This window comes from Rhizobium sp. BK399 (assembly GCF_014194695.1).
Lineage (GTDB): Bacteria > Pseudomonadota > Alphaproteobacteria > Rhizobiales > Rhizobiaceae > Rhizobium.
The window spans coordinates 399,378-417,841 of record NZ_JACIAH010000001.1 but is presented as its reverse complement, the minus strand read 5'-3'; the positions used below and the strand labels follow the sequence as shown (position 1 = coordinate 417,841).

The following is an 18,464-nucleotide window of genomic DNA, read 5'->3' as shown; positions in this document are numbered from 1 at the left end:
CTAGAGCCGTCCCCGGAGTCGGTTGCGCACTACGGACGCAACAAGCACTGCGGTAAACATCAGAACCACGCAGCCGGCCGCGATTGGCCCGGCCGACGGGGAGTATAGATCCATCACCGCGCCGACGGACGATGAGCCCGCAGCGCTACCGACGGCATAGGCAAGGGCGAAGGCCGCACTTCCCGCGACAAGCGTATCGCCGGCGTAGCGCTCGCCAAGGATCGTCAAGGCGCAGGTATAGAGCGAAAAGCTCGCCGCGCCCATGATGCCGAACATCACCAAAATCGCTGCCTGCGACTGAAGAAACGGGATCGCGATGAAGGTTAACCCCGCCAGCAAGCCGGAGCAGATGGCGACGCCGAAGCGCGAGGTCTTGTCGAGAAACCAGCCGACGACCGGTTGGGCAAGGGCGGTCGGCAGCGCAAGCACGGTCACGCTGATTGCGGCGAACGCCTCGGAATAGCCGAGGCGGACGAAATAGACGGGCATAGCCGCGATTGCGGCAATATCGGCGAATGCGAATGCGACCACCATGCAGATGAGCATTGGCGCGGTTCTGACAAAGGTGAAGAGCGCCCCCGATGCGGCCTGCTCGGGAAGCGTCCGGGCTCTCCGAGTGAGGATGATGGTCAGGAAGGCGACACAGGCGACGTAAACGGCAAGCAGCGCGAAGGCAAAACCCTGTTCCGTCCCGAAGATGGGGATCACGAGCGGGCCGGCTGCAAAACCGCCGCACATGCCCGCGCCATAGAGACCGGAAACGCGCCCGCGCAGGCGATCTGGGCAGGCGGTGTTCAGCCAGGCTTCGCTCAACATGAAAATCAGGCTGACGAAGAAGCCGAGACAAAAGCGGGCGATGCACCACACCCAGAAAATATCGAAAGTCGCGAAGGTGGCGAGGCTGATGGCACAGCCGATCAGTCCTGCGACGATCAGGCGATCGCCGCGCACCTTTCGCGACAGCCACGTCACCGCGAAAGTTGCAACTGCAAGGCCCGCCGCGAAACAACCGGCGTTGAAACCGATAAGGCTCGGCGAAACATTGCGATGCTCAAGGACAAGGGAAATCAAGGGATAAGTCAGGCCCTGCGCAACGGCAAACGCAGTGACCCCGAAGATAACGGCGGCAAGCGCGGCGGTATCCGGCGCAAAATCTTCCACCGTGACCACATGGGCCATTGTCTCGTCCTCCCCGGTTGTGGGAAGGAGGATTATCGGCTTCCCGCGCATTAGTCGAGGGCGAGAATGCTGCTGCCGATTGCAGCGCCTCTGTTGCACATTACGAATTTTTCATCGCTCGGACAGTTCGCAGTAAGGTGTGTCGTCCTATATCTTTGGTCATCAACCGATCCGATCACTAACGATCCTGTAGATGTTGAAGTCAAAGAAGGTGCCACTCATGTTCAAGAATATCAAAGCTCCGTCGCTCAATACCGCGCTGAAGGCTTCGACCGTCGCGGGTCTTGCCGCTGCGGTGCTTGCGACCGGTATTCCCCTCGAAATCACACGTTCTTATGCAGAGGCCGTAAAGGTTCAGGCGCCGTCCGTTCCGAGCTTCGCGAATGTTGTCGATGCCGTTTCGCCGGCAGTCGTTTCCGTGCGTGTCGAAAACCGTGTGAACCCGGTGTCCGATGACGACGCCAATGGCTTCGCGTTCGATTTCAACGGCCGCGGCTTGGATGATCTTCCGGATGCCCTGAAGCCGTTCTTCCGCCAGTTCGGTGAGCAGGGCCAGCAGGGCCGCCGCGGTCCGCAGGGCCATCATGGCCCGCAGGACGGCAAGGGTCGCCTGCGTCCGGTTGCCCAGGGCTCCGGCTTCTTCATTTCTGAAGATGGCTACATCGTCACCAACAACCACGTCGTATCTGACGGCGCGGCATTCGTTGCCGTCATGAATGATGGCACCGAACTCGATGCCAAGCTGATCGGCAAGGATCCCCGTACGGATCTCGCCGTCCTCAAGGTCGATGGGAAGGGCCGCAAGTTCACCTACGTCAACTGGGCTAATGACGACGGCGTTCGCGTCGGCGACTGGGTTGTCGCGGTCGGTAACCCGTTCGGTCTCGGTGGTACGGTGACCGCTGGTATCGTTTCGGCCCGTGGTCGCGACATCGGCTCTGGCCCGTATGACGATTATCTGCAGGTTGACGCTGCGGTGAACCGCGGTAACTCCGGTGGCCCGACCTTCAATCTCAATGGCGAAGTCGTCGGCATCAACACCGCGATCTTCTCGCCGTCCGGTGGCAGTGTGGGTATTGCGTTTGCCATCCCGGCGTCTACGGCCAAGGATGTTGTTGCTGACCTGATGAAGGACGGCCAGGTATCCCGCGGTTACCTCGGCGTCCAGATCCAGCCGGTAACCAAGGACATCGCTGACTCGCTCGGCCTTTCCGAGGCAAACGGCGCGCTCGTGGTTTCCGCTCAGGCTGGCACGCCGGGTGAGAAGGCCGGCATGAAGGCAGGCGACGTCGTGACGGCAGTCAACGGCGAAACCATCAAGGATGCCCGTGATCTCAGCCGCCGTATCGGTGCGATGACGCCAGGCAAGAAGGTCGAACTGTCCGTCTGGCGATCCGGCAAGGCCCAGTCTTTGACGGTCGAACTCGGAACTCTGCCTGCTGAACAGAAGGATGCTTCCGCTGATGACGGCGATCAGGCACCGGAAAGCCAGGCTCCTGCTTCGGAAAAGGCACTTGCTGATCTCGGCTTGACGGTCGGTCCTTCCGACGATGGCAAGGGCCTGCAGATCACCGGTATCGATCCGGACTCCGACGCTGCCGATAAGGGCATCAAGGAAGGCGAGAAGATCACCTCGGTCAACAACCAGGAAGTCTCGAATGCCGACGACGTCGTCAAGGTCCTGAACCAGGCGAAGAAGGATGGCCGCACGCGGGCACTCTTCCAGATCCAGTCGAAGGACGGCAGCCGTTTCGTTGCTCTCCCGATCAACGGCCAGGGTTAATCCTCCCAACCCTGACAGAGTGGGAGCCGCGCCTTCTGGGCGCGGCTCTTTTCGCCAATATCCCTGGGATGATTGCAATGACCTCTGTACAACAGGAAGAAGCTTTGAGCCTTGCCGAAACGCAACCGGCAGGTAATGTCGGCCGCATGAAGATTCTGATCATAGAAGACGACCTGGAAGCAGCGGTCTATCTCACCAAGGCGTTTCGTGAGGCTGGCATCGTGGCCGATCACGCAAGCGATGGCGAAAGCGGGCTCTTCATGGGCTCGGAAAACACCTACGATGTGATCGTCATCGATCGCATGCTGCCGCGTCGGGATGGTCTCTCCGTCATCAGCGAATTGCGCCGTAAGGGCATCCATACGCCCGTTCTCATTCTCTCTGCCCTCGGTCAGGTCGATGACCGTGTGACTGGCCTGAGAGCTGGTGGTGATGACTATCTTCCAAAGCCCTACGCGTTCAGTGAGCTTCTCGCCCGGGTCGAGGTGCTCGGTCGCCGCAAGGGCACACCGGACCAGGACGTTATCTATCGTGTGGGTGACCTTGAGCTCGACAGGCTTGCGCATGAGGTTCGCCGCGGCGGCAAGGAAATACCGCTGCAGCCGCGCGAGTTTCGTCTTCTCGAATATCTGATGAAGAACGCCGGCCAGGTCGTCACTCGCACGATGCTTCTCGAGAACGTGTGGGACTACCACTTCGATCCGCAGACCAACGTCATCGACGTCCACGTTTCGCGGTTGCGGTCCAAGATCGAGAAGGATTTCAGCCAGCCGCTTCTCAAGACCATTCGCGGCGCGGGGTATATGATCAAGGACGAGGGATGAACCGTTTCTGGTTTCTCTTCAAGTCCACGGCAGTCCGCCTTTCGGCACTCTACATCCTGCTTTTCGCCATCTGCGCCGCGACGCTGGTCTTCTATGTCACGGCAATGTCCGAGCGGCTTCTGACGAATCAGATCCGCGAAGCAGTTCAGCAGGAAGTCGATCAGGTGAAGCGGGCCTATGACGCCGGCGGTATGAACCTCCTCCTGCGCACGATGGAACGTCGGGCCCGTCAGCCGGGCGCCAATCTCTACATCATCGCCGGCCCTTCCGGAGATATCCTCGCCGGCAACGTCGCATCCGTGCAGCCTGGCGTGCTGGATGAGGAGGGGTGGACATCCTTGCCCTTCATGTACCAGCGCTACGCCGAGAGCGGTCTTAGCCGACGACACATGGCAGTCGCCAACATCTTCGTGCTGGACAATGGACTGCGATTGCTGATCGGCCGCGACCTCGGCGAGCCGGAAGCCTTCCGCGGGTTGGTGCGGCAAGCACTGATGATCGCGCTGGCGATCATGGGTCTCGGCGCTATCATCATCTGGTTCGGCATCGGTCGAAACGCCCTGAAGCGGATCGACCGCATGTCCGATGCGAGCAAGAAGATCATGGCCGGTGATCTCTCGCAGCGTCTTCCCGTCGGCGGCTCCGGCGACGAGTTCGATCGCCTGTCGGCCTCACTCAACGCGATGCTTGGGCGGATAGAGAAGCTGAACGAAGGCCTGCGGCAGGTATCCGACAATATTGCGCATGACCTGAAGACGCCGCTGACCCGGCTGCGCAACAAGGCCGCCGACGCTCTGGACACCACGGACGGCGAGGTTCGACGTGTCGCGCTTGAGGGGATCATCTCCGAGTCCGATCAGTTGATCCGCACCTTCAATGCCCTGCTGATGATTTCGCGCGTCGAAGCCGGTTCTGTCGCCGCTGAAATGTCGGCTGTTGACTTGTCGGCCATCGTTTCAGATAGCGCCGAACTTTACGAACCCGTCGCCGACGAGGCGGGGCTGGCACTGACGTCATCGATCGAGGCCGATATCGAGGTAAAGGGTAACCGCGAACTGATCGGACAAGCGATCTTCAATCTGATCGACAATGCCATCAAGTATTCCTCGGATCCGGACGGCCACGGCGATATCACGCTGAAGCTACTCCGCCGTGCCGACGGCATCTGCCTTTCCGTCGCGGATCGTGGCTCAGGCATTCCCGCGGAGAAACGGGAAGATGTGCTGAAGCGCTTCGTGCGGCTGGATGAAAGTCGCTCCAAGCCCGGCACTGGTCTCGGCCTCTCCCTGGTCGAAGCCGTTATGGAATTGCATGGCGGGAAGCTGGAACTCTCCGATACCGATCCGCAAAATCAGGAGAGGCGAGGTCTCACGGTTAGCATGATCTTTCCAGCGAAGTAACATCACCGGAGCACGACCGCTGCGGATCGAATTCGGTGTTGGCCATCGCCTCCGCAGGCCCTACCTTAGATCGTAATTGCCGGAAGTTGCTGTGATTCTCCCCGGCGTTTTTCCGATCTGGTCGCCAGGAGGGTGCATGCTGACGAGTTCCAGGCATAGCCTCGTTGATGTCGCCGAAGGGCTCTTGAAGCCGCTGAACAAGAGCGAACTTAAGCTCGCGCAGGCTGATCTCCAGCGGATCAGCAAAAGCGAGCCTAGCGTGGCCGAGATCCTTAAAGCGGACGGCGCCCTTCGCGACTTCATCACAGCCGCGCTCACCCTGTCTCCCTATCTGCGTGACATTGCGAATATCGACACCGCGATCCTTTCCGCCGCGATTTCGGAACCTCTGGAACCCGAGATCGAAGCGCTGATCGCTGAAGCGAGGGCCTGCTGGAAGCCGGGAGCAACTGGTGAGTTGCCGACCGAAGCCGACGTGATGAGCCGTTTGCGGATCATCAAGCGCAAGGTCGCGTTTCTTGTCGCCCTCGCGGATCTCGCCCGGATATTCGACGGTCGGGTGACCACCGCGTGGCTGAGCCGGCTTGCGGAGGCGTCAGTTGCTGCGGCGATCGACCACCTCCTGCTCGCGGCTCACGAAAGCCGCAAGGTCACGCTCAAGGATGTCGCCGCTCCGAGTGAGGGGTCAGGGGTAATCGTCCTTGGCATGGGCAAGCTTGGAGCCTCTGAGCTCAACTATTCCTCCGATATCGATCTGGTCGTGTTCTTCGACGAACAGGCAGGGATCGTCCCGGATCCCGACGACGCGATCGAGATCTTCCCGCGATTGATGCGACGGCTGGTAAGGATCATGCAGGAGCGCACAGCGGATGGATACGTCTTCCGCACCGACCTGCGACTGCGGCCTGATCCAGGCTCAACGCCGCTTGCAATCCCAGTCGACGCGGCGATGATCTATTACGAGGGCAGGGGGCAGAACTGGGAACGCGCCGCCTTCATCAAGGCGCGCGCCGTGGCTGGCGATATCCAGGCGGGCGAGCAGTTTCTACGCGGGCTCGTTCCGTTCGTCTTTCGCAAATATCTCGACTACGCGGCAATCGCCGACATTCACTCCATCAAGCGGCAGATTCATGCTCACAAGGGGCATGGCGCTATCGCGGTGAAGGGGCACAACGTCAAGCTCGGTCGCGGTGGAATCCGAGAGATCGAGTTTTTCGCGCAGACGCAACAGCTGATCGCCGGTGGCCGGATGGTGGCGCTGCGTTGCCGTGGCACCGAAGAGACGCTGGCTGAGCTGACAAAGGCTAAATGGATCGATGAGGACACGCGCGACGAACTGACCGAGGCCTATTGGTTCCTTCGTGACGTTGAGCATCGGATTCAGATGGTGCACGACGAACAAACGCATCTCCTCCCTGAGAGCGAGACTGATCTGAAGCGCATCGCCTTCATGATGGGGTTCGACGATACGTCGAGTTTCGCCGCCCGCTTGGTTGAGGTCTTCAAGACGGTCGAGCGGCGTTATGCGCGCTTGTTCGAACAGGAGACCAAGCTTTCCACGGAAACCGGCAATCTGGTTTTCACCGGCCAGGGTGATGATCCCGATACGCTGAAGACACTACGCAATCTAGGCTTCGAACGACCGTCCGACATCTCCCGGGTTATCCGCACATGGCACTATGGTCGCTACAAGGCGACGCAGTCCGTTGAGGCGCGTGAGCGGTTGACGGAACTAACGCCGCAATTGCTCCGCGTATTCGGCGAAAGTAAACGCGCCGATGAGGCGATCCTGCGCTTCGACAGCTTTCTCTCGGGCCTACCCGCAGGCATTCAGCTGTTTTCCCTCCTTGGCAGCAACCCGGCGCTGTTGTCGCTCATCGTCAACATCATGTCCTCGGCTCCGAAGCTAGCGGAAGTGATTGCCGCCAAGCCACATGTCTTCGACGGCATGCTCGATCCCGGTCTGATGGCGGAACTGCCGACGCGCGCCTACCTTGCCGAACGCATCCGCAGCTTCCTCGCGCCCGCGCGATACTATGAAGAGGTGCTCGATCGGCTGCGCATCTTCGCCGACGAACAGCGTTTTCTCATAGGCATCCGGCTGCTAACCGGTGCGATCCGCGGCGCCATGGCTGGCCGCGCCTTCACGCATCTCGCCGATCTCGTCGTCGAAGCGGCGCTCGATGCCGTCATGAGGGAGATCAGGACGGCTCACGGCGACTTTCCGGGTGGCCGCGTGGCGGTCGTCGGCATGGGCAAACTCGGCAGCTTCGAGCTGACCGCCGGTTCTGACATCGATATCATCCTGCTCTATGACTACGACGATGAGGCGGCCGAATCCACAGGCCCCAAGCCGCTCGATGCAACCCGCTATTTTACGCGTGTGACCCAACGGTTGATCTCGGCACTGTCTGCACCGATGGCCGAGGGTGTACTCTATGAGGTCGACATGCGCCTCAGGCCGTCGGGAAACAAGGGGCCCGTTGCTACCCGCATCAAGTCGTTCGAAAAATATCAACGGGAAGAGGCGTGGACCTGGGAACACATGGCGCTGACCCGGGCCCGCCTCGTGTGCGGTGACAGGGAACTCATCAGCGAAGCCGAACGGATTATCGCTGACGTGCTGCTTTCCAAGACCGACGCGCAGAAAATCGCCAAGGACGTATCCGAAATGCGGGCCTTAATCGAGCAGGAAAAGCCGCCGGCGAGTATCTGGGATCTGAAGCTTATTCCGGGGGGGCTGATCGATATCGAATTCATCGCGCAATATCTGCGGCTGGTGGCCTCCACGAGCGGCATCGCTATTGAGGACGATGATTTCAATACGGCGGGACAAGTGAAGCTCATCGGCGCTGAGCTGATGGACCGCGATGACATGGAACTCTGCCTCGCGGCGCTTTCGCTCTACACGGATATTTCGCAGCTCATCCGGCTCTGCATCGACGGCCTGTTCGACCCGAAGGAGGCACCGGCCGGCCTCACTGATCTTGTCGCCCGGGCAGGCGATTGCCCTGATATCAAGACGCTGGAGGGAGAGATCAAACGGCTCTCGAAAGCCGTCAGGAAGATATTCCAGACGGTAGTGAAGTCTTAGCGGCCGTCATTCGGGATGTGCAGGGAAATGACGGTGCCGATCGCTTCGCGCGACCGAATTTTCATCTTGCCCCCGTGCAGCGTCGTCAGCGACCGCGAGATCGCAAGGCCGAGGCCAGAGCCGCCTTTGCTCTTCGCGTACTGGTTTTGCACCTGCTCGAAAGGCTGGCCGATCTTGCCAAGCGCGGCGCGGGGGATGCCGATGCCGGTGTCTGCGATGGTCAGCATGACACCGCTGTTGGTGCGGCGCGTCCGCACGGCGATGCGACCGCCTTCGTTGGTGAACTTCACTGCATTGGAAAGCAGGTTAAGCAGGATCTGCTTCATGGCCCGGCGATCGGCGGTCAGGCGCATGCCATCACAAATGCGTTGTTCGACGAAGATGTTCTTCTGTGCGGCAGGGATTGCCGTGAAACGAAGGCTTTCCTCGATCAGCGGCGCAAGATCGATCGTTTCACACTCGAGCTTCATATGACCGGCTTCGATCTTCGACATGTCAAGAATGTCGCTGATGACGTTGAGAAGATGTTTGCCGCTGTCGTGGATGTCGCGGGCATATTCATTGTACTTCGATGAGCCGAGCGGGCCGAACATTTGGTCTTGAAGTATCTCCGAGAAGCCGAGGATGGCGTTGAGCGGCGTGCGAAGCTCGTGGGACATGTTTGCCAGGAACTCGCTTTTTGCGCGGTTGGCCGCTTCGGCGCGTTCCTTCTCGACCAGATAGTTGGAGTTCGCGACAGAGAGCGCGGCTTTCTGGCTTTCCAGAGTCTGGCGGGACGAGGAGAGGTCACCGATCGTTGCCATGAGCCGGCGCTCGGAATCGCGCAGGCGTTCCTGGTTGCGCTTCAATAGCGTGATATCGGTGCCGACCGAAACCATGCCGCCGTCGCGCGTGCTGCGCTCGTTGATCTGCAGCCAGCGTTCGTCGGCAAGCTGCACTTCGGTCGTCCGCGAGTAGCCCGAGCCATCCGCATCGGCGATGCGGCGTTCGATCACCGGACGCGCGGCGGCGGCGTTGACGACGCTGCGCTCGGTGCCGGGAACCAGGACGCTATCGGGGAGGCCATATGCCTGCTGGAAGTGCGCGTTGCACATGACAAGGCGGTCGTTCTTGTCCCAGAGAACGAAAGCTTCCGATGTGCACTCGATGGCGTCCGCCAGCCGCTGATCGGCCTCGGCATAACGCTGCGCGAGACGATGCTGCTCGGTCACGTCCATCGCAATGCCGATCATGTGGACGCGGCCAGAATTGGTGCGGATCACTTGGGCGCGGGCGCGCATCCAGACGTAATGACCGCCGGCGTGCCGCATGCGGAAGATCTGGTCGACCTGACCGGCATCGCCGCGAGCAATCGACCGGGCAATTTCGTAAACGCCGCCGTCATCCGGATGCATCAGGCGGGCTGCGTCGCTGAAGCACATCGTTCGGTCCGAGCCGGGAAGGCCAAGCATCTCGTACATCGAGCGCGACCAGTAGAATTCGCGGCGGTCGAAATCGAAGTCCCAGAGGCCACAGCGGCCACGCGACAGTGCCGTCTCGACGCGGAGATTCGACTCCAGAAAGATGTCGTCGGCGTCGCGGGCACGCTTCACCTGCATGTAGTAGGCGTAGAGAATGACGAGCAGAATCGACGAGATGCCGGCAAAGAGCGTTACATTGAGCGTAACCTCATCTCTCCAAAGCTGGCTGATCCGTTCAAGGGACGTCGCCGCGATGACATATCCGCCGGAGTTTCCGATGAGGGTGATTTCCGCATAGTGCGGAAGCCCGCTGATCGTTGTCTCGATGACGCCGGCGCGATCGCCAAACCGGCGAACTGCCGAGACTTCGGAGAAGAAATCACCGACGCTGGCACCGAGGTAAGCCGAGCCGGCGGCGGTTGCCGCAAACACCTTGCCGCTTGGCTGAACCAGCAGCACGAAGGCATCATCGTCCAGCCGGTCCTGCGGCAGGAAACGTGCTAGGCGCGCCTGCGCCTGCATCACATCCGCAGTTTCGAATATCTGGTTGGCGTCGGCGAAAGCCGCAGCAGCGGTTGCGGCGGCAAGCGCTGTGGAATGGCGGGCGGCGGCTTCCGTGCGCCCGTATTCGGAAACCATTCCGAAGAAGTGCGATGCCGCTACAACCGTAAGGAAGGCTACGATCAGGATCGGAATAATTCGCTTCAGGACGATTTCGACCTGCGATAGGTTGCGCGAGGACGAGGAGGAAACGGTGGAGCGTCGAGCTGAAAAGCTGTCCCGCCAGGCCAGGAGGCCGTCGAAATCGACACGCAGCCGTCCCTCGGCTGCGGTTGCCCGCCGCACGTTCATCATCTCTTCAGCCTTGATCCCTCGTGTGATTCGCAGCGCCGCTCGCTGGAACTAACTCAATGAATCACTGGTGATTCGCCTTGTCCAGAGGAAAAGGTAAAAATTTGTTAACTGATTCAAGATGCTGAATTTTCTATAGCGGCCAGATTGCCGCTGAGAGCGTCGCAGCGGCAGCCGACGGCAAATCATCCCTTTAGGGTGCGCTCGACGATGTCGCGAACGTCGGTCGAGAGCTCCGCGGTCCGTTCAATTTCCAACAGGGAGGCGCGGGCGTGATCCTGTCGAACTGGCTCCAGAGAGCGCCAGGAACGCATCGATGTCAGGATGCGGGCCGCCAACTGAGGGTTGCGCCGGTCGATGTCGAGGATCTCACGGGCTAGGAATGCGTAGCCTTCGCCGTCGGCCCGGCCAAAGCCGGTTGGATTGGCAAAGGCAAAGGTGCCGATCAGCGAGCGGACGCGGTTGGGATTGGTCCTCTTGAACAGCGGGTTCTCCGTCAGCTTTTGCACTCGGTCGAGCGTGTCGGCACCCGGTATGGTGGCCTGGACGGAAAACCATTTGTCGACCACCAGTGCGTTCTCTGAAAAGCGATCCTTGAAGGCCGACAGCGCTTCGGCAGCTTCCGGGCTGTCCGGGAAGCGATGCGCAAGAAGCGTCAATGCATGCAACAGATCCGTCATGTTGTTAGCAGCATCGAAAGCAGTCTTCGCGCGTGCCGGTGAGCTTTCTGCATATGACAGGTAGGTCAGCGCGGCGTTGCGCAAAGCGCGGCGACCGGCACTGGTCGCGTCTGGGCTGAAGGCACCCGGCGTTGTCATGGAGTCATAGAGCGCGAGGAACGTATCACGTCCGGCGTCAGCGACTTGCTTCATCACCGCCTGGCGCCCGGCATGGATCGCATCCGGATCGTTGTTGCCTCCAAGCTCGCGGGCGATATCGGCTTCGCTCGGCAGGGCCAGGGCTTGGGCGCGGAAGGCCGGCTCAAGGCTTTCGTCGGCGGCGGCGGCGACGAGCGTGTCGATGAAGGTTGTTTCGGAACTGACTGACTTTCCTTCTCGGGTATCACGTGCGGCGTTGAGCAGGTTCGGAAGCGCAAGACCAGTCAGGGCCTGCCAGCGCGCGAAATGGTCCGTCTCGTAGCGGGCAAGCAGCGCCAAATCGGCAGGCGACTGATCGAAATGGAGATTGATAGGCGCCGAGAAGCTGCGATTGATCGAGACTACAGGCCGCGTCTGGATGTCGTGGAATACTGACGTTTGCGTACGCTCTGTGAGATGCAGGACGCTGCTAGTATATTCCGCACCGTCGACGGAAGTCGGCGTGATCGCCGCTCCGTCCTCAGCGAAGAGCTGCAAGCTCAACGGTATGTGCATCGGCTTCTTGTCGGACTGACCGGGCGTCGCCGGGATCATCTGCTCCAACGAAAGGCTGAAAGTCTTCGCGACCGCATCATAGGCGCCCGATACCGTGACGAGCGGCGTGCCGGCCTGATGGTACCAGAGCGAGAACTGTGTGAGGTCGCGCCCGCTGGCGTTCTCGAAGCATTTGACGAAGTCCTCGATCGTCACGGCTTGGCCGTCGTGCCGGTCGAAATAGAGGTCCATACCCTGCTTGAAGGTGTCCCTGCCTAGCAGCGTCGCGATCATGCGCGTGACTTCGCTGCCCTTCTCGTAAACAGTGGTAGTGTAGAAGTTGTTGATCTCGCGATACTTCGTGGGCCGCACCGGATGAGCGAGCGGACCCGCATCCTCCGGGAACTGCTCGGATTTCAGGTGGCGGACCTCCGCGATGCGCTTGACGGGGCGTGAGCGCTGGTCGGCCGAGAATTCGTGATCGCGATAGACGGTCAGGCCTTCCTTCAGGCATAGCTGGAACCAGTCACGGCAGGTGATTCGGTTGCCGGTCCAGTTGTGGAAATATTCGTGGGCGATGATCGCTTCGATGTTGGCATAGTCCCCGTCGGTGGCCGTTTCCGGATCGGCCAGGACGTACTTGTCGTTGAAGACGTTGAGACCTTTGTTCTCCATGGCGCCCATGTTGAAATCGGAGACGGCGACGATCATGAAGATGTCGAGATCATATTCGCGTCCGAAGACCTCCTCGTCCCACTTCATCGAGCGCTTCAATGCGTCCATTGCGTAGGCGGCGCGCGGCTCCTTGCCGTGCTCGACATAGATTTTCAGGGCTACCTCGCGGCCGGACATCGTCGTGAATGTGTCTTCGATGACGCCGAGATCGCCAGCGACCAGTGCGAATAGATAGCTTGGCTTGGGGTGCGGATCGAACCAGGCGGCAAAGTGCTTACCTTCGCCATAGCCGGCGCCACCGAGGAAATTGCCGTTCGACAGCAGCAGCGGATTGGCGGCCTTGTCGGCAATGATGTTGACGGTGAACGGCGCGAGCACATCGGGGCGGTCGGGAAAATAGGTGATGCGCCGGAACCCTTCGGCTTCGCACTGGGTGCAATAGATACCGCCGGTGCGATAGAGACCCATCAGTTGGGTATTGGCCTCGGGGTTGATGATCGTGGTGATCGTCAGTTCAAAGGGCTCGGATGCCGGCAGGGCGCGGACGGTCAGCCTTTCAGGCGTGACAGTGTATTGATCTGCCGGCATTTCCATCTGGTCGAACAGCAGCCCGGAGAGCGTCAACTCATCACCGTCGAGTACCAGCGGCGCCTTGGGATCGACGCCTTCTCGGCGATGGAAAATCAGTCGCGCCTCAACCTTGGTTTCAGTGGGATCGAGTTCGAAGGTAAGATCCACGCGTTCCAGAACGAAGTCGGTGGGCTGGTAGTCTGCCAGATTGATGACCTGGCCGGTATCTGTACGCATGGTGTTCCCTGAAGGCCTTGAGCGGGTGAGTGCTTCGTATGCAGAGTAAGTACTCCGCCACAAATTTTGACGGGCATGATTACATTAAAGTCTGAACCAAACTTAAAGCGAAATCGCGGCAAAGGAAGATTTGAAGGCGCTGGAACCGGCTAAATTTGGGCGAATCGACAAACGGGATTTTGAGGTCACTACGGGCGCGAGCGCGGCGTCGCAGGGCATTGGCTTCATGGGAGGTTCGCAAGTTTTCCAATTTTCTGTCTGTTCATTCAATGCGACGGCTGTCACAGTCTCGGTGCGTCGAGTCTGGCGCGTCCTCCTGCATCAAACTAGCAATCCAAGAGTTCAAGACATGCGATCGGCTATCGGAAACCCGATGAGGGGCATTGCGTTCAAGGTCGGTTCGGTCATCGTCTTCCTGGCAATGCAGACCTTCATCAAGCTTGCCGGCAGCGACATCCAACCGGGGCAGGTGACCTTCTGCCGTTCGTTTTTCGCGCTGTTTCCGATCATGGGATACCTCGCCTATCAAGGGCAGTTGCGGTCGGCGTTCTACACGGCCAATCCTATCGGACATTTGAAGCGGGGAACGCTCGGCATCATATCGATGGGGCTAGGGTTTTACGGGCTGTTGCACCTGCCACTGCCGGAAGCGATTGCACTCGGCTATGCAATGCCGCTGGTCGCGGTGATTTTTGCGGCGCTGTTTCTCGGGGAGACTGTCCGAATTTACCGCTGGAGCGCAGTACTTTTCGGTATGGTGGGCGTGGCCATCATATCTTGGCCGAAGCTCACGCTCTTTCGCGAGGGGGGCATTCACGCCGAACAGGCGATCGGGGCGATCACCGTTCTGCTGGCCTCGGTACTCGGCGGCATGGCGATGATTCAGGTGCGGCGATTGGTCGAGGAAGAAAAAACGGCAACAATCGTTCTCTATTTTTCGATCACAGCCACGGTATTCTCACTCGTAACGGTTCCGTTCGGCTGGCAGGTTCTTGATATGAGGCCGCAATTGTTTCTCGTTGCGGCCGGCTTTTGCGGTGGCATAGCGCAGATCCTGCTGACCGAGAGCTATCGGCATGCGGACGTCTCGACGGTTGCGCCATTCGAGTACACATCAATCGTCATCGGCGGCGTTGTTGCCTATTTTGTGTTTGGTGATGTGCCGAGTGGCGCCACGCTGCTTGGCACGGCGATTGTCGTCGCTGCGGGGATATTCATCATCTACCGCGAACACCAGCTCAATCTGGAGCGAAGGGCGGCGCGGCAAGCCGGTTCATGAGGACCTTCGTCTCAGCATTGCGGCCGCCGAGCTGAGATTTTCTCGCCATGCGCGAGAAATTCAACGAAATAGTGAACGCTATTCGAACGCTTATCGTACGTTATGAACTTGACGAAGCTTCATTTATTCGCGAATGCGCATGTTACGAAGTGACCGTCCTGCCTTGTCCTGAGCAGTGACGACGTCGAATGAGCATGCGTCGGGAGAGAAATGCCTTTCAGTGCAGAAGACTTGGTCGCGAACCCGAAATTCATTGACGCCATCCGCTTTCACGCGGGGCGCATGCGCGGCATGTTCGACGCCGGTCCGCGAGTGGCGCGACTGCTCGCGTCCCAACAGCGCTGGTTGCTGACGCAAACTGCTTACGCCCTTGCAATGGAGCGAGATCCTGCGGACTCGACGTCTGGCTTTACCGCTGTCCGGCTGACGCGCGAGATCACCTCCCGCAAGGTAGCGAGCCGTAACACTGTGTTGAGCTTCATCGACGAACTCTTCACGTACCGCTTCATCGCCTACGAGCCTGGTGCGGAGCGACGGCGGCCCCGCCAGTTCGAGCCGGCGGAAATCAGTCATCAGGCAATGTTTGGGTGGCTGCTATCGAACCTGGGGGGGCTTGATCTGCTCGATGGTGGGAGCCGGGTGGCGCATGTTGAAGCCCGTCCGGAATTGATTCGGATTCTTCAGCCGCGGATCGCGCGCAACTGCCTTCAGGATTCGCGATGGAGGGAGCCCGCGGAGCATGTGGCGCTTTTCCTGTGGAACGATGCTGGCGGGCTGATCGTCGACCACTTTGTTTCACGTATCGATCTGGCGGGAGATGATACGGAGCGTTTGGTCATTGGTCATGTTGACAGCCGCGCCCTGGCAGCCGATTTCCTGATCTCGCGCACGCACCTACAGCGACTTCTTGCGAAGGCAGCACAGCAGGGATGCCTCGGATGGGAGGCTGGCGCCAAAAGGCCCGGGCTTTGGATCTCGCGCTCGTTCCTGGAGCAGTACAGCCAGTGGCAGGCCATCAAGTTCGCGTATGTCGATGAGGCGTTCCACTGGGCGACGCAGTAGACACAATAAGTCGCGACCTGCTGCGAAGGGCTAACGAAAAGCCTCGTCGTCAGACAGCAGTGCACGAGGCCAGCAGATGCCAGCCTCGACCTTAGTACTGCTGAAAATCCGCAAAGATCGCGGCGGGACGGGCGATGCGTCCGCTCGCACCAGTGCCGCGAGCAACCATTTGCTCGTTTGTGGCAAAGCCGATGCGGCTGTAGCTTTGCGTTGTGCGGCCCTGCTCGGTGGCAAGGCGAAGGGTTTCAAACCCACAGTGGATAGGACGAAAACGTGTAGTCATTGCCTTGGTTCCTGTTGATTCCTCCCAAGACACATTGAAATATTGCACTGCAGCATGAGCTTTTCAATGGATTAGAATGAACAACAGGTATGTGAAAATCGCATGGGTTGTTTCATAAAAGATTTAGATTTGCCTATTTTGAAAGCATATTAGAGTTCGGCAAGCTTGGCGTGAAAAGCTAAAAGATCGTTCCAGGCCAATCGCTTGTTGACTGGTGCCGTCAGTAGATCCTGCGGATGCAGCGTAGCAATCGCAGGGATAGTGCGGTTTTCGGCCGCGATCTCCCGCCATTGTCCGCGCAGCCCGTGAATCGTGTCACTCTCGCCGAAAAACACCCGCGCTGCAAAATTGCCAAGCACGAGAATTGCCTTCGGTGCGGCAAGCGCAATTTGGCGCTCGATGAACGGGCGGCAGATATCCATCTCAGCGGTGGACGCAATGCGATTGCCCGGGGGGCGCCAAGGAATAACCTGCGTCAGCAAGATGGCATCCCGCTGTAAGCCGATCGCCGCGAGCATTTTGTCCAGCAGTTGCCCCGGTCGGCCGGCGAAGGGTTGTCCTTCGCGGTCATCGTCGGCCCCAGGTGCCGAACCGATCACCATGATCCCACTTGTCGCGTCTCCGCTGGCGAAGATCGTCGAGCGGGCGCTGTGCTTGAGATTGCACCCGTTGAATGCCTCGATTGCCGTTTTCAGCTCCGGCAGCGAGCGGGCGCTCTCAGCCGCAAAGCGTGCCTGCTGCACGGCCTCGCCGTCGGGAATCGAAGGTTGCGGCCGCGGCGCGGGGCGCTCCGGCTCAGGGGTGCTCTTCTGTGCCGTTTGAGCAGTGGCACGCGGCGAGGCCTCCCGTGATTCGGACTGCGTGCCGGCGGCTGCGTTCCGTCGTGCCGCCTTCATCGCATCGAACTCGGCAAAGCGGTCGACAGCTTCCTCCTCAAGCAGCCATTCCACGCCGGCTTCCGCATGGAAATGCAGGAGCGCCGCGAGTTCGCCTGGAGAAAGTTCGTTGACGGAGATCATGACGCCAACCTTAGCGAAGCGAAGGTGTCAATGAAAGAGCACGCGGGCCGCAAGCCGAGCTATTGCACCGTCCATTGCATGATGTCGTCGCGTTCGCCGATCAGTGCCAGGCCGTGCGCGATGGACAGAAGCTCACCGCCGGTCTCGATCCGGCCCTTGTCGAAGCGTTCGGTGAAGATGCGGCGCACGGCGGGCACAAACGACGTACCTCCGGTGAGGAACACCTTGTCGATCATATCAGACGTCGTGTTTGTCTTTTCCAGGACGTCATCGAGCGCACCTTCGATCCTTGCGAGGTCATCCGCAATCCAGCTTTCGAAGTCAGCCCGTCGGATCGTCCGGTGACCACCGCGACCGAGAGGTGCAAAATCAAATGCGGCCTCGTCCGCGGCCGACAGCGCCATCTTCGTCGCCGATACGGCCTGATAGAGCGGATAACCCTCGTCGTGGTCGACCAAATCGATGAAGGTCTCGAGCTTTTCGGGCTCAAGGGCTGTGCGCACCAGCTTCTTCAGATCCTCGAATTCGCGTGATGTCTTGAAGATGGAGAGCTGGTTCCAGCGGCCGAAGCTTGAATAGTAGTTGGTTGGAACTTCAAGGATCTTGTCGAAGCTTTTGAAATGACTCCCCTTGCCGATCTGCGGGGCAACGATGTTGTCGATCATGCGGTAGTCGAAATGATCGCCGGCGATCCCGACACCCGAATGACCGATCGGGGTGGCGGTCAGCTTGCCGGCCACGGTTTCAAACCGGATAAGCGAATAGTCGGTCGTACCGCCGCCGAAGTCGGCAACGAGAACCGTGGCGTCGGACTTGAGATTCTGCGCGAAGTAGAATGCGGCAGCGACGGGTTCATACACGTAGTGAACCTCCGGGAAGCCGAAGCGCGATAGCGCCTCGTTGTAACGCTCGGTCGCCAGCGCAGGATCGGGATTCGCACCGGCGAAATGCACGGGACGACCGGTAACGATCCGTTTGACCTCGGACGGCCAGCTGTCGCCGGCATAGTTGCGCAAGCGCCTGATGAACACCTCCATCAGATCCTCGAAGCTGTGACGCTTCGCATAGATCAGCGTGCCCTGGAACAGTGCGCTTGCCGCAAAGGTCTTGATCGACTGGAGGAACCGACAGTCACCAGGATTGTCGATGAATTGCCGGATTGCCGCGTGGCCGGCCTCGACCTTCAGGGCGGACGCGCCGAGTTGCCGATCCTTCATGAAGGACAGGGCGGTGCGCATACTGTCGTCGCTGCCGGCGGCACTGGTGAAGGCCATCGAATGTGTTGTCTGCCCGTCGGCCGTGGCCAATACCGTGTTCGTTGTGCCGAAGTCGAATCCCAGCGCCTGAGCCATGCTCGCACCTCATCTTGCCGATTGTGTTTTGAGATCGGAGGCC

The 18,464-nt window shown here is 59.8% G+C and carries 12 protein-coding genes; 6 read left to right on the top strand and 6 right to left on the bottom strand.

Annotated elements, in window-relative coordinates; translation table 11 throughout:
* Complete coding sequence (locus tag FHT97_RS02110) at nt 1-1,179, bottom strand: MFS transporter (RefSeq protein WP_183859560.1); 1,179 nt, start codon at nt 1,177-1,179, stop codon at nt 1-3.
* Nucleotides 1,180-1,399: 220 nt separating this feature from the next.
* On the opposite strand from FHT97_RS02110, the gene FHT97_RS02105 reads away from it, so the two are divergent.
* From FHT97_RS02105 to FHT97_RS02090, 4 genes are all read left to right on the top strand, one after another.
* Entirely contained in the window at nt 1,400-2,962 is a 1,563-nt protein-coding gene (locus FHT97_RS02105) for a Do family serine endopeptidase (RefSeq protein ID WP_183859558.1), read from the top strand.
* Between the two features lie 77 nt (nt 2,963-3,039).
* Nucleotides 3,040-3,786, top strand: a complete 747-nt coding sequence (locus tag FHT97_RS02100; RefSeq protein WP_183751778.1) for a response regulator transcription factor — start codon at nt 3,040-3,042, stop codon at nt 3,784-3,786.
* On the top strand, nt 3,783-5,186 hold the full coding sequence (locus FHT97_RS02095) for an ATP-binding protein (protein WP_183859556.1): 1,404 nt from the start codon (nt 3,783-3,785) through the stop codon (nt 5,184-5,186). The genes FHT97_RS02100 and FHT97_RS02095 overlap by 4 nt, the downstream gene beginning before the upstream one ends.
* A 136-nt stretch (nt 5,187-5,322) precedes the next feature.
* The gene (locus tag FHT97_RS02090; RefSeq protein ID WP_183859554.1) at nt 5,323-8,280 is read left to right on the top strand and encodes a bifunctional [glutamine synthetase] adenylyltransferase/[glutamine synthetase]-adenylyl-L-tyrosine phosphorylase; all 2,958 of its coding nucleotides are present in this window, start codon (nt 5,323-5,325) and stop codon (nt 8,278-8,280) included.
* Here FHT97_RS02090 and FHT97_RS02085 read toward each other — a convergent pair.
* Nucleotides 8,277-10,595: a PAS domain-containing sensor histidine kinase gene (locus FHT97_RS02085; protein ID WP_183859552.1), complete on the bottom strand. Its 2,319-nt coding sequence runs from the start codon at nt 10,593-10,595 to the stop codon at nt 8,277-8,279. The genes FHT97_RS02090 and FHT97_RS02085 overlap by 4 nt on opposite strands.
* Nucleotides 10,596-10,777: 182 nt before the next feature.
* Nucleotides 10,778-13,426 carry an aminopeptidase N gene (gene pepN, locus FHT97_RS02080; RefSeq protein WP_183859550.1) on the bottom strand — a complete coding sequence of 883 codons (2,649 nt, stop codon included), beginning with the start codon at nt 13,424-13,426 and terminating at the stop codon, nt 10,778-10,780.
* Between the two features lie 349 nt (nt 13,427-13,775).
* Between pepN and FHT97_RS02075 the strand changes: the two genes are divergently transcribed.
* Together FHT97_RS02075 and FHT97_RS02070 are read left to right on the top strand one after the other, a co-directional pair.
* Nucleotides 13,776-14,705, top strand: a complete 930-nt coding sequence (locus tag FHT97_RS02075) for a DMT family transporter (protein WP_183751768.1) — start codon at nt 13,776-13,778, stop codon at nt 14,703-14,705.
* 210 nt (nt 14,706-14,915) lie between these two features.
* A complete protein-coding gene (locus tag FHT97_RS02070; RefSeq protein ID WP_183859548.1) occupies nt 14,916-15,767 on the top strand; it encodes a hypothetical protein in 852 nt (283 codons plus the stop codon).
* Nucleotides 15,768-15,858: 91 nt separating this feature from the next.
* On the opposite strand, the gene FHT97_RS02065 is transcribed toward FHT97_RS02070, so the two are convergent.
* From FHT97_RS02065 to FHT97_RS02055, 3 genes are all read right to left on the bottom strand, one after another.
* On the bottom strand, nt 15,859-16,050 hold the full coding sequence (locus FHT97_RS02065) for a hypothetical protein (protein WP_016553323.1): 192 nt from the start codon (nt 16,048-16,050) through the stop codon (nt 15,859-15,861).
* A gap of 149 nt (nt 16,051-16,199) precedes the next feature.
* On the bottom strand, nt 16,200-17,069 hold the full coding sequence (locus FHT97_RS02060; RefSeq protein ID WP_183859546.1) for a uracil-DNA glycosylase: 870 nt from the start codon (nt 17,067-17,069) through the stop codon (nt 16,200-16,202).
* A gap of 59 nt (nt 17,070-17,128) precedes the next feature.
* Nucleotides 17,129-18,421 carry an Hsp70 family protein gene (locus tag FHT97_RS02055; protein ID WP_183859544.1) on the bottom strand — a complete coding sequence of 431 codons (1,293 nt, stop codon included), beginning with the start codon at nt 18,419-18,421 and terminating at the stop codon, nt 17,129-17,131.
* Nucleotides 18,422-18,464: the final 43 nt, after the last annotated feature.

Coding starts and splice junctions, on each gene's coding strand:
- FHT97_RS02110 (WP_183859560.1), bottom strand. CDS start 1,179: ATGGCCCATGTGGTCACGGTGGAAGATTTTGCGCCGGATACCGCCGCG.
- FHT97_RS02105 (WP_183859558.1), top strand. CDS start 1,400: ATGTTCAAGAATATCAAAGCTCCGTCGCTCAATACCGCGCTGAAGGCT.
- FHT97_RS02100 (WP_183751778.1), top strand. CDS start 3,040: ATGACCTCTGTACAACAGGAAGAAGCTTTGAGCCTTGCCGAAACGCAA.
- FHT97_RS02095 (WP_183859556.1), top strand. CDS start 3,783: ATGAACCGTTTCTGGTTTCTCTTCAAGTCCACGGCAGTCCGCCTTTCG.
- FHT97_RS02090 (WP_183859554.1), top strand. CDS start 5,323: ATGCTGACGAGTTCCAGGCATAGCCTCGTTGATGTCGCCGAAGGGCTC.
- FHT97_RS02085 (WP_183859552.1), bottom strand. CDS start 10,595: ATGATGAACGTGCGGCGGGCAACCGCAGCCGAGGGACGGCTGCGTGTC.
- pepN (WP_183859550.1), bottom strand. CDS start 13,426: ATGCGTACAGATACCGGCCAGGTCATCAATCTGGCAGACTACCAGCCC.
- FHT97_RS02075 (WP_183751768.1), top strand. CDS start 13,776: ATGCGATCGGCTATCGGAAACCCGATGAGGGGCATTGCGTTCAAGGTC.
- FHT97_RS02070 (WP_183859548.1), top strand. CDS start 14,916: ATGCCTTTCAGTGCAGAAGACTTGGTCGCGAACCCGAAATTCATTGAC.
- FHT97_RS02065 (WP_016553323.1), bottom strand. CDS start 16,050: ATGACTACACGTTTTCGTCCTATCCACTGTGGGTTTGAAACCCTTCGC.
- FHT97_RS02060 (WP_183859546.1), bottom strand. CDS start 17,069: ATGATCTCCGTCAACGAACTTTCTCCAGGCGAACTCGCGGCGCTCCTG.
- FHT97_RS02055 (WP_183859544.1), bottom strand. CDS start 18,421: ATGGCTCAGGCGCTGGGATTCGACTTCGGCACAACGAACACGGTATTG.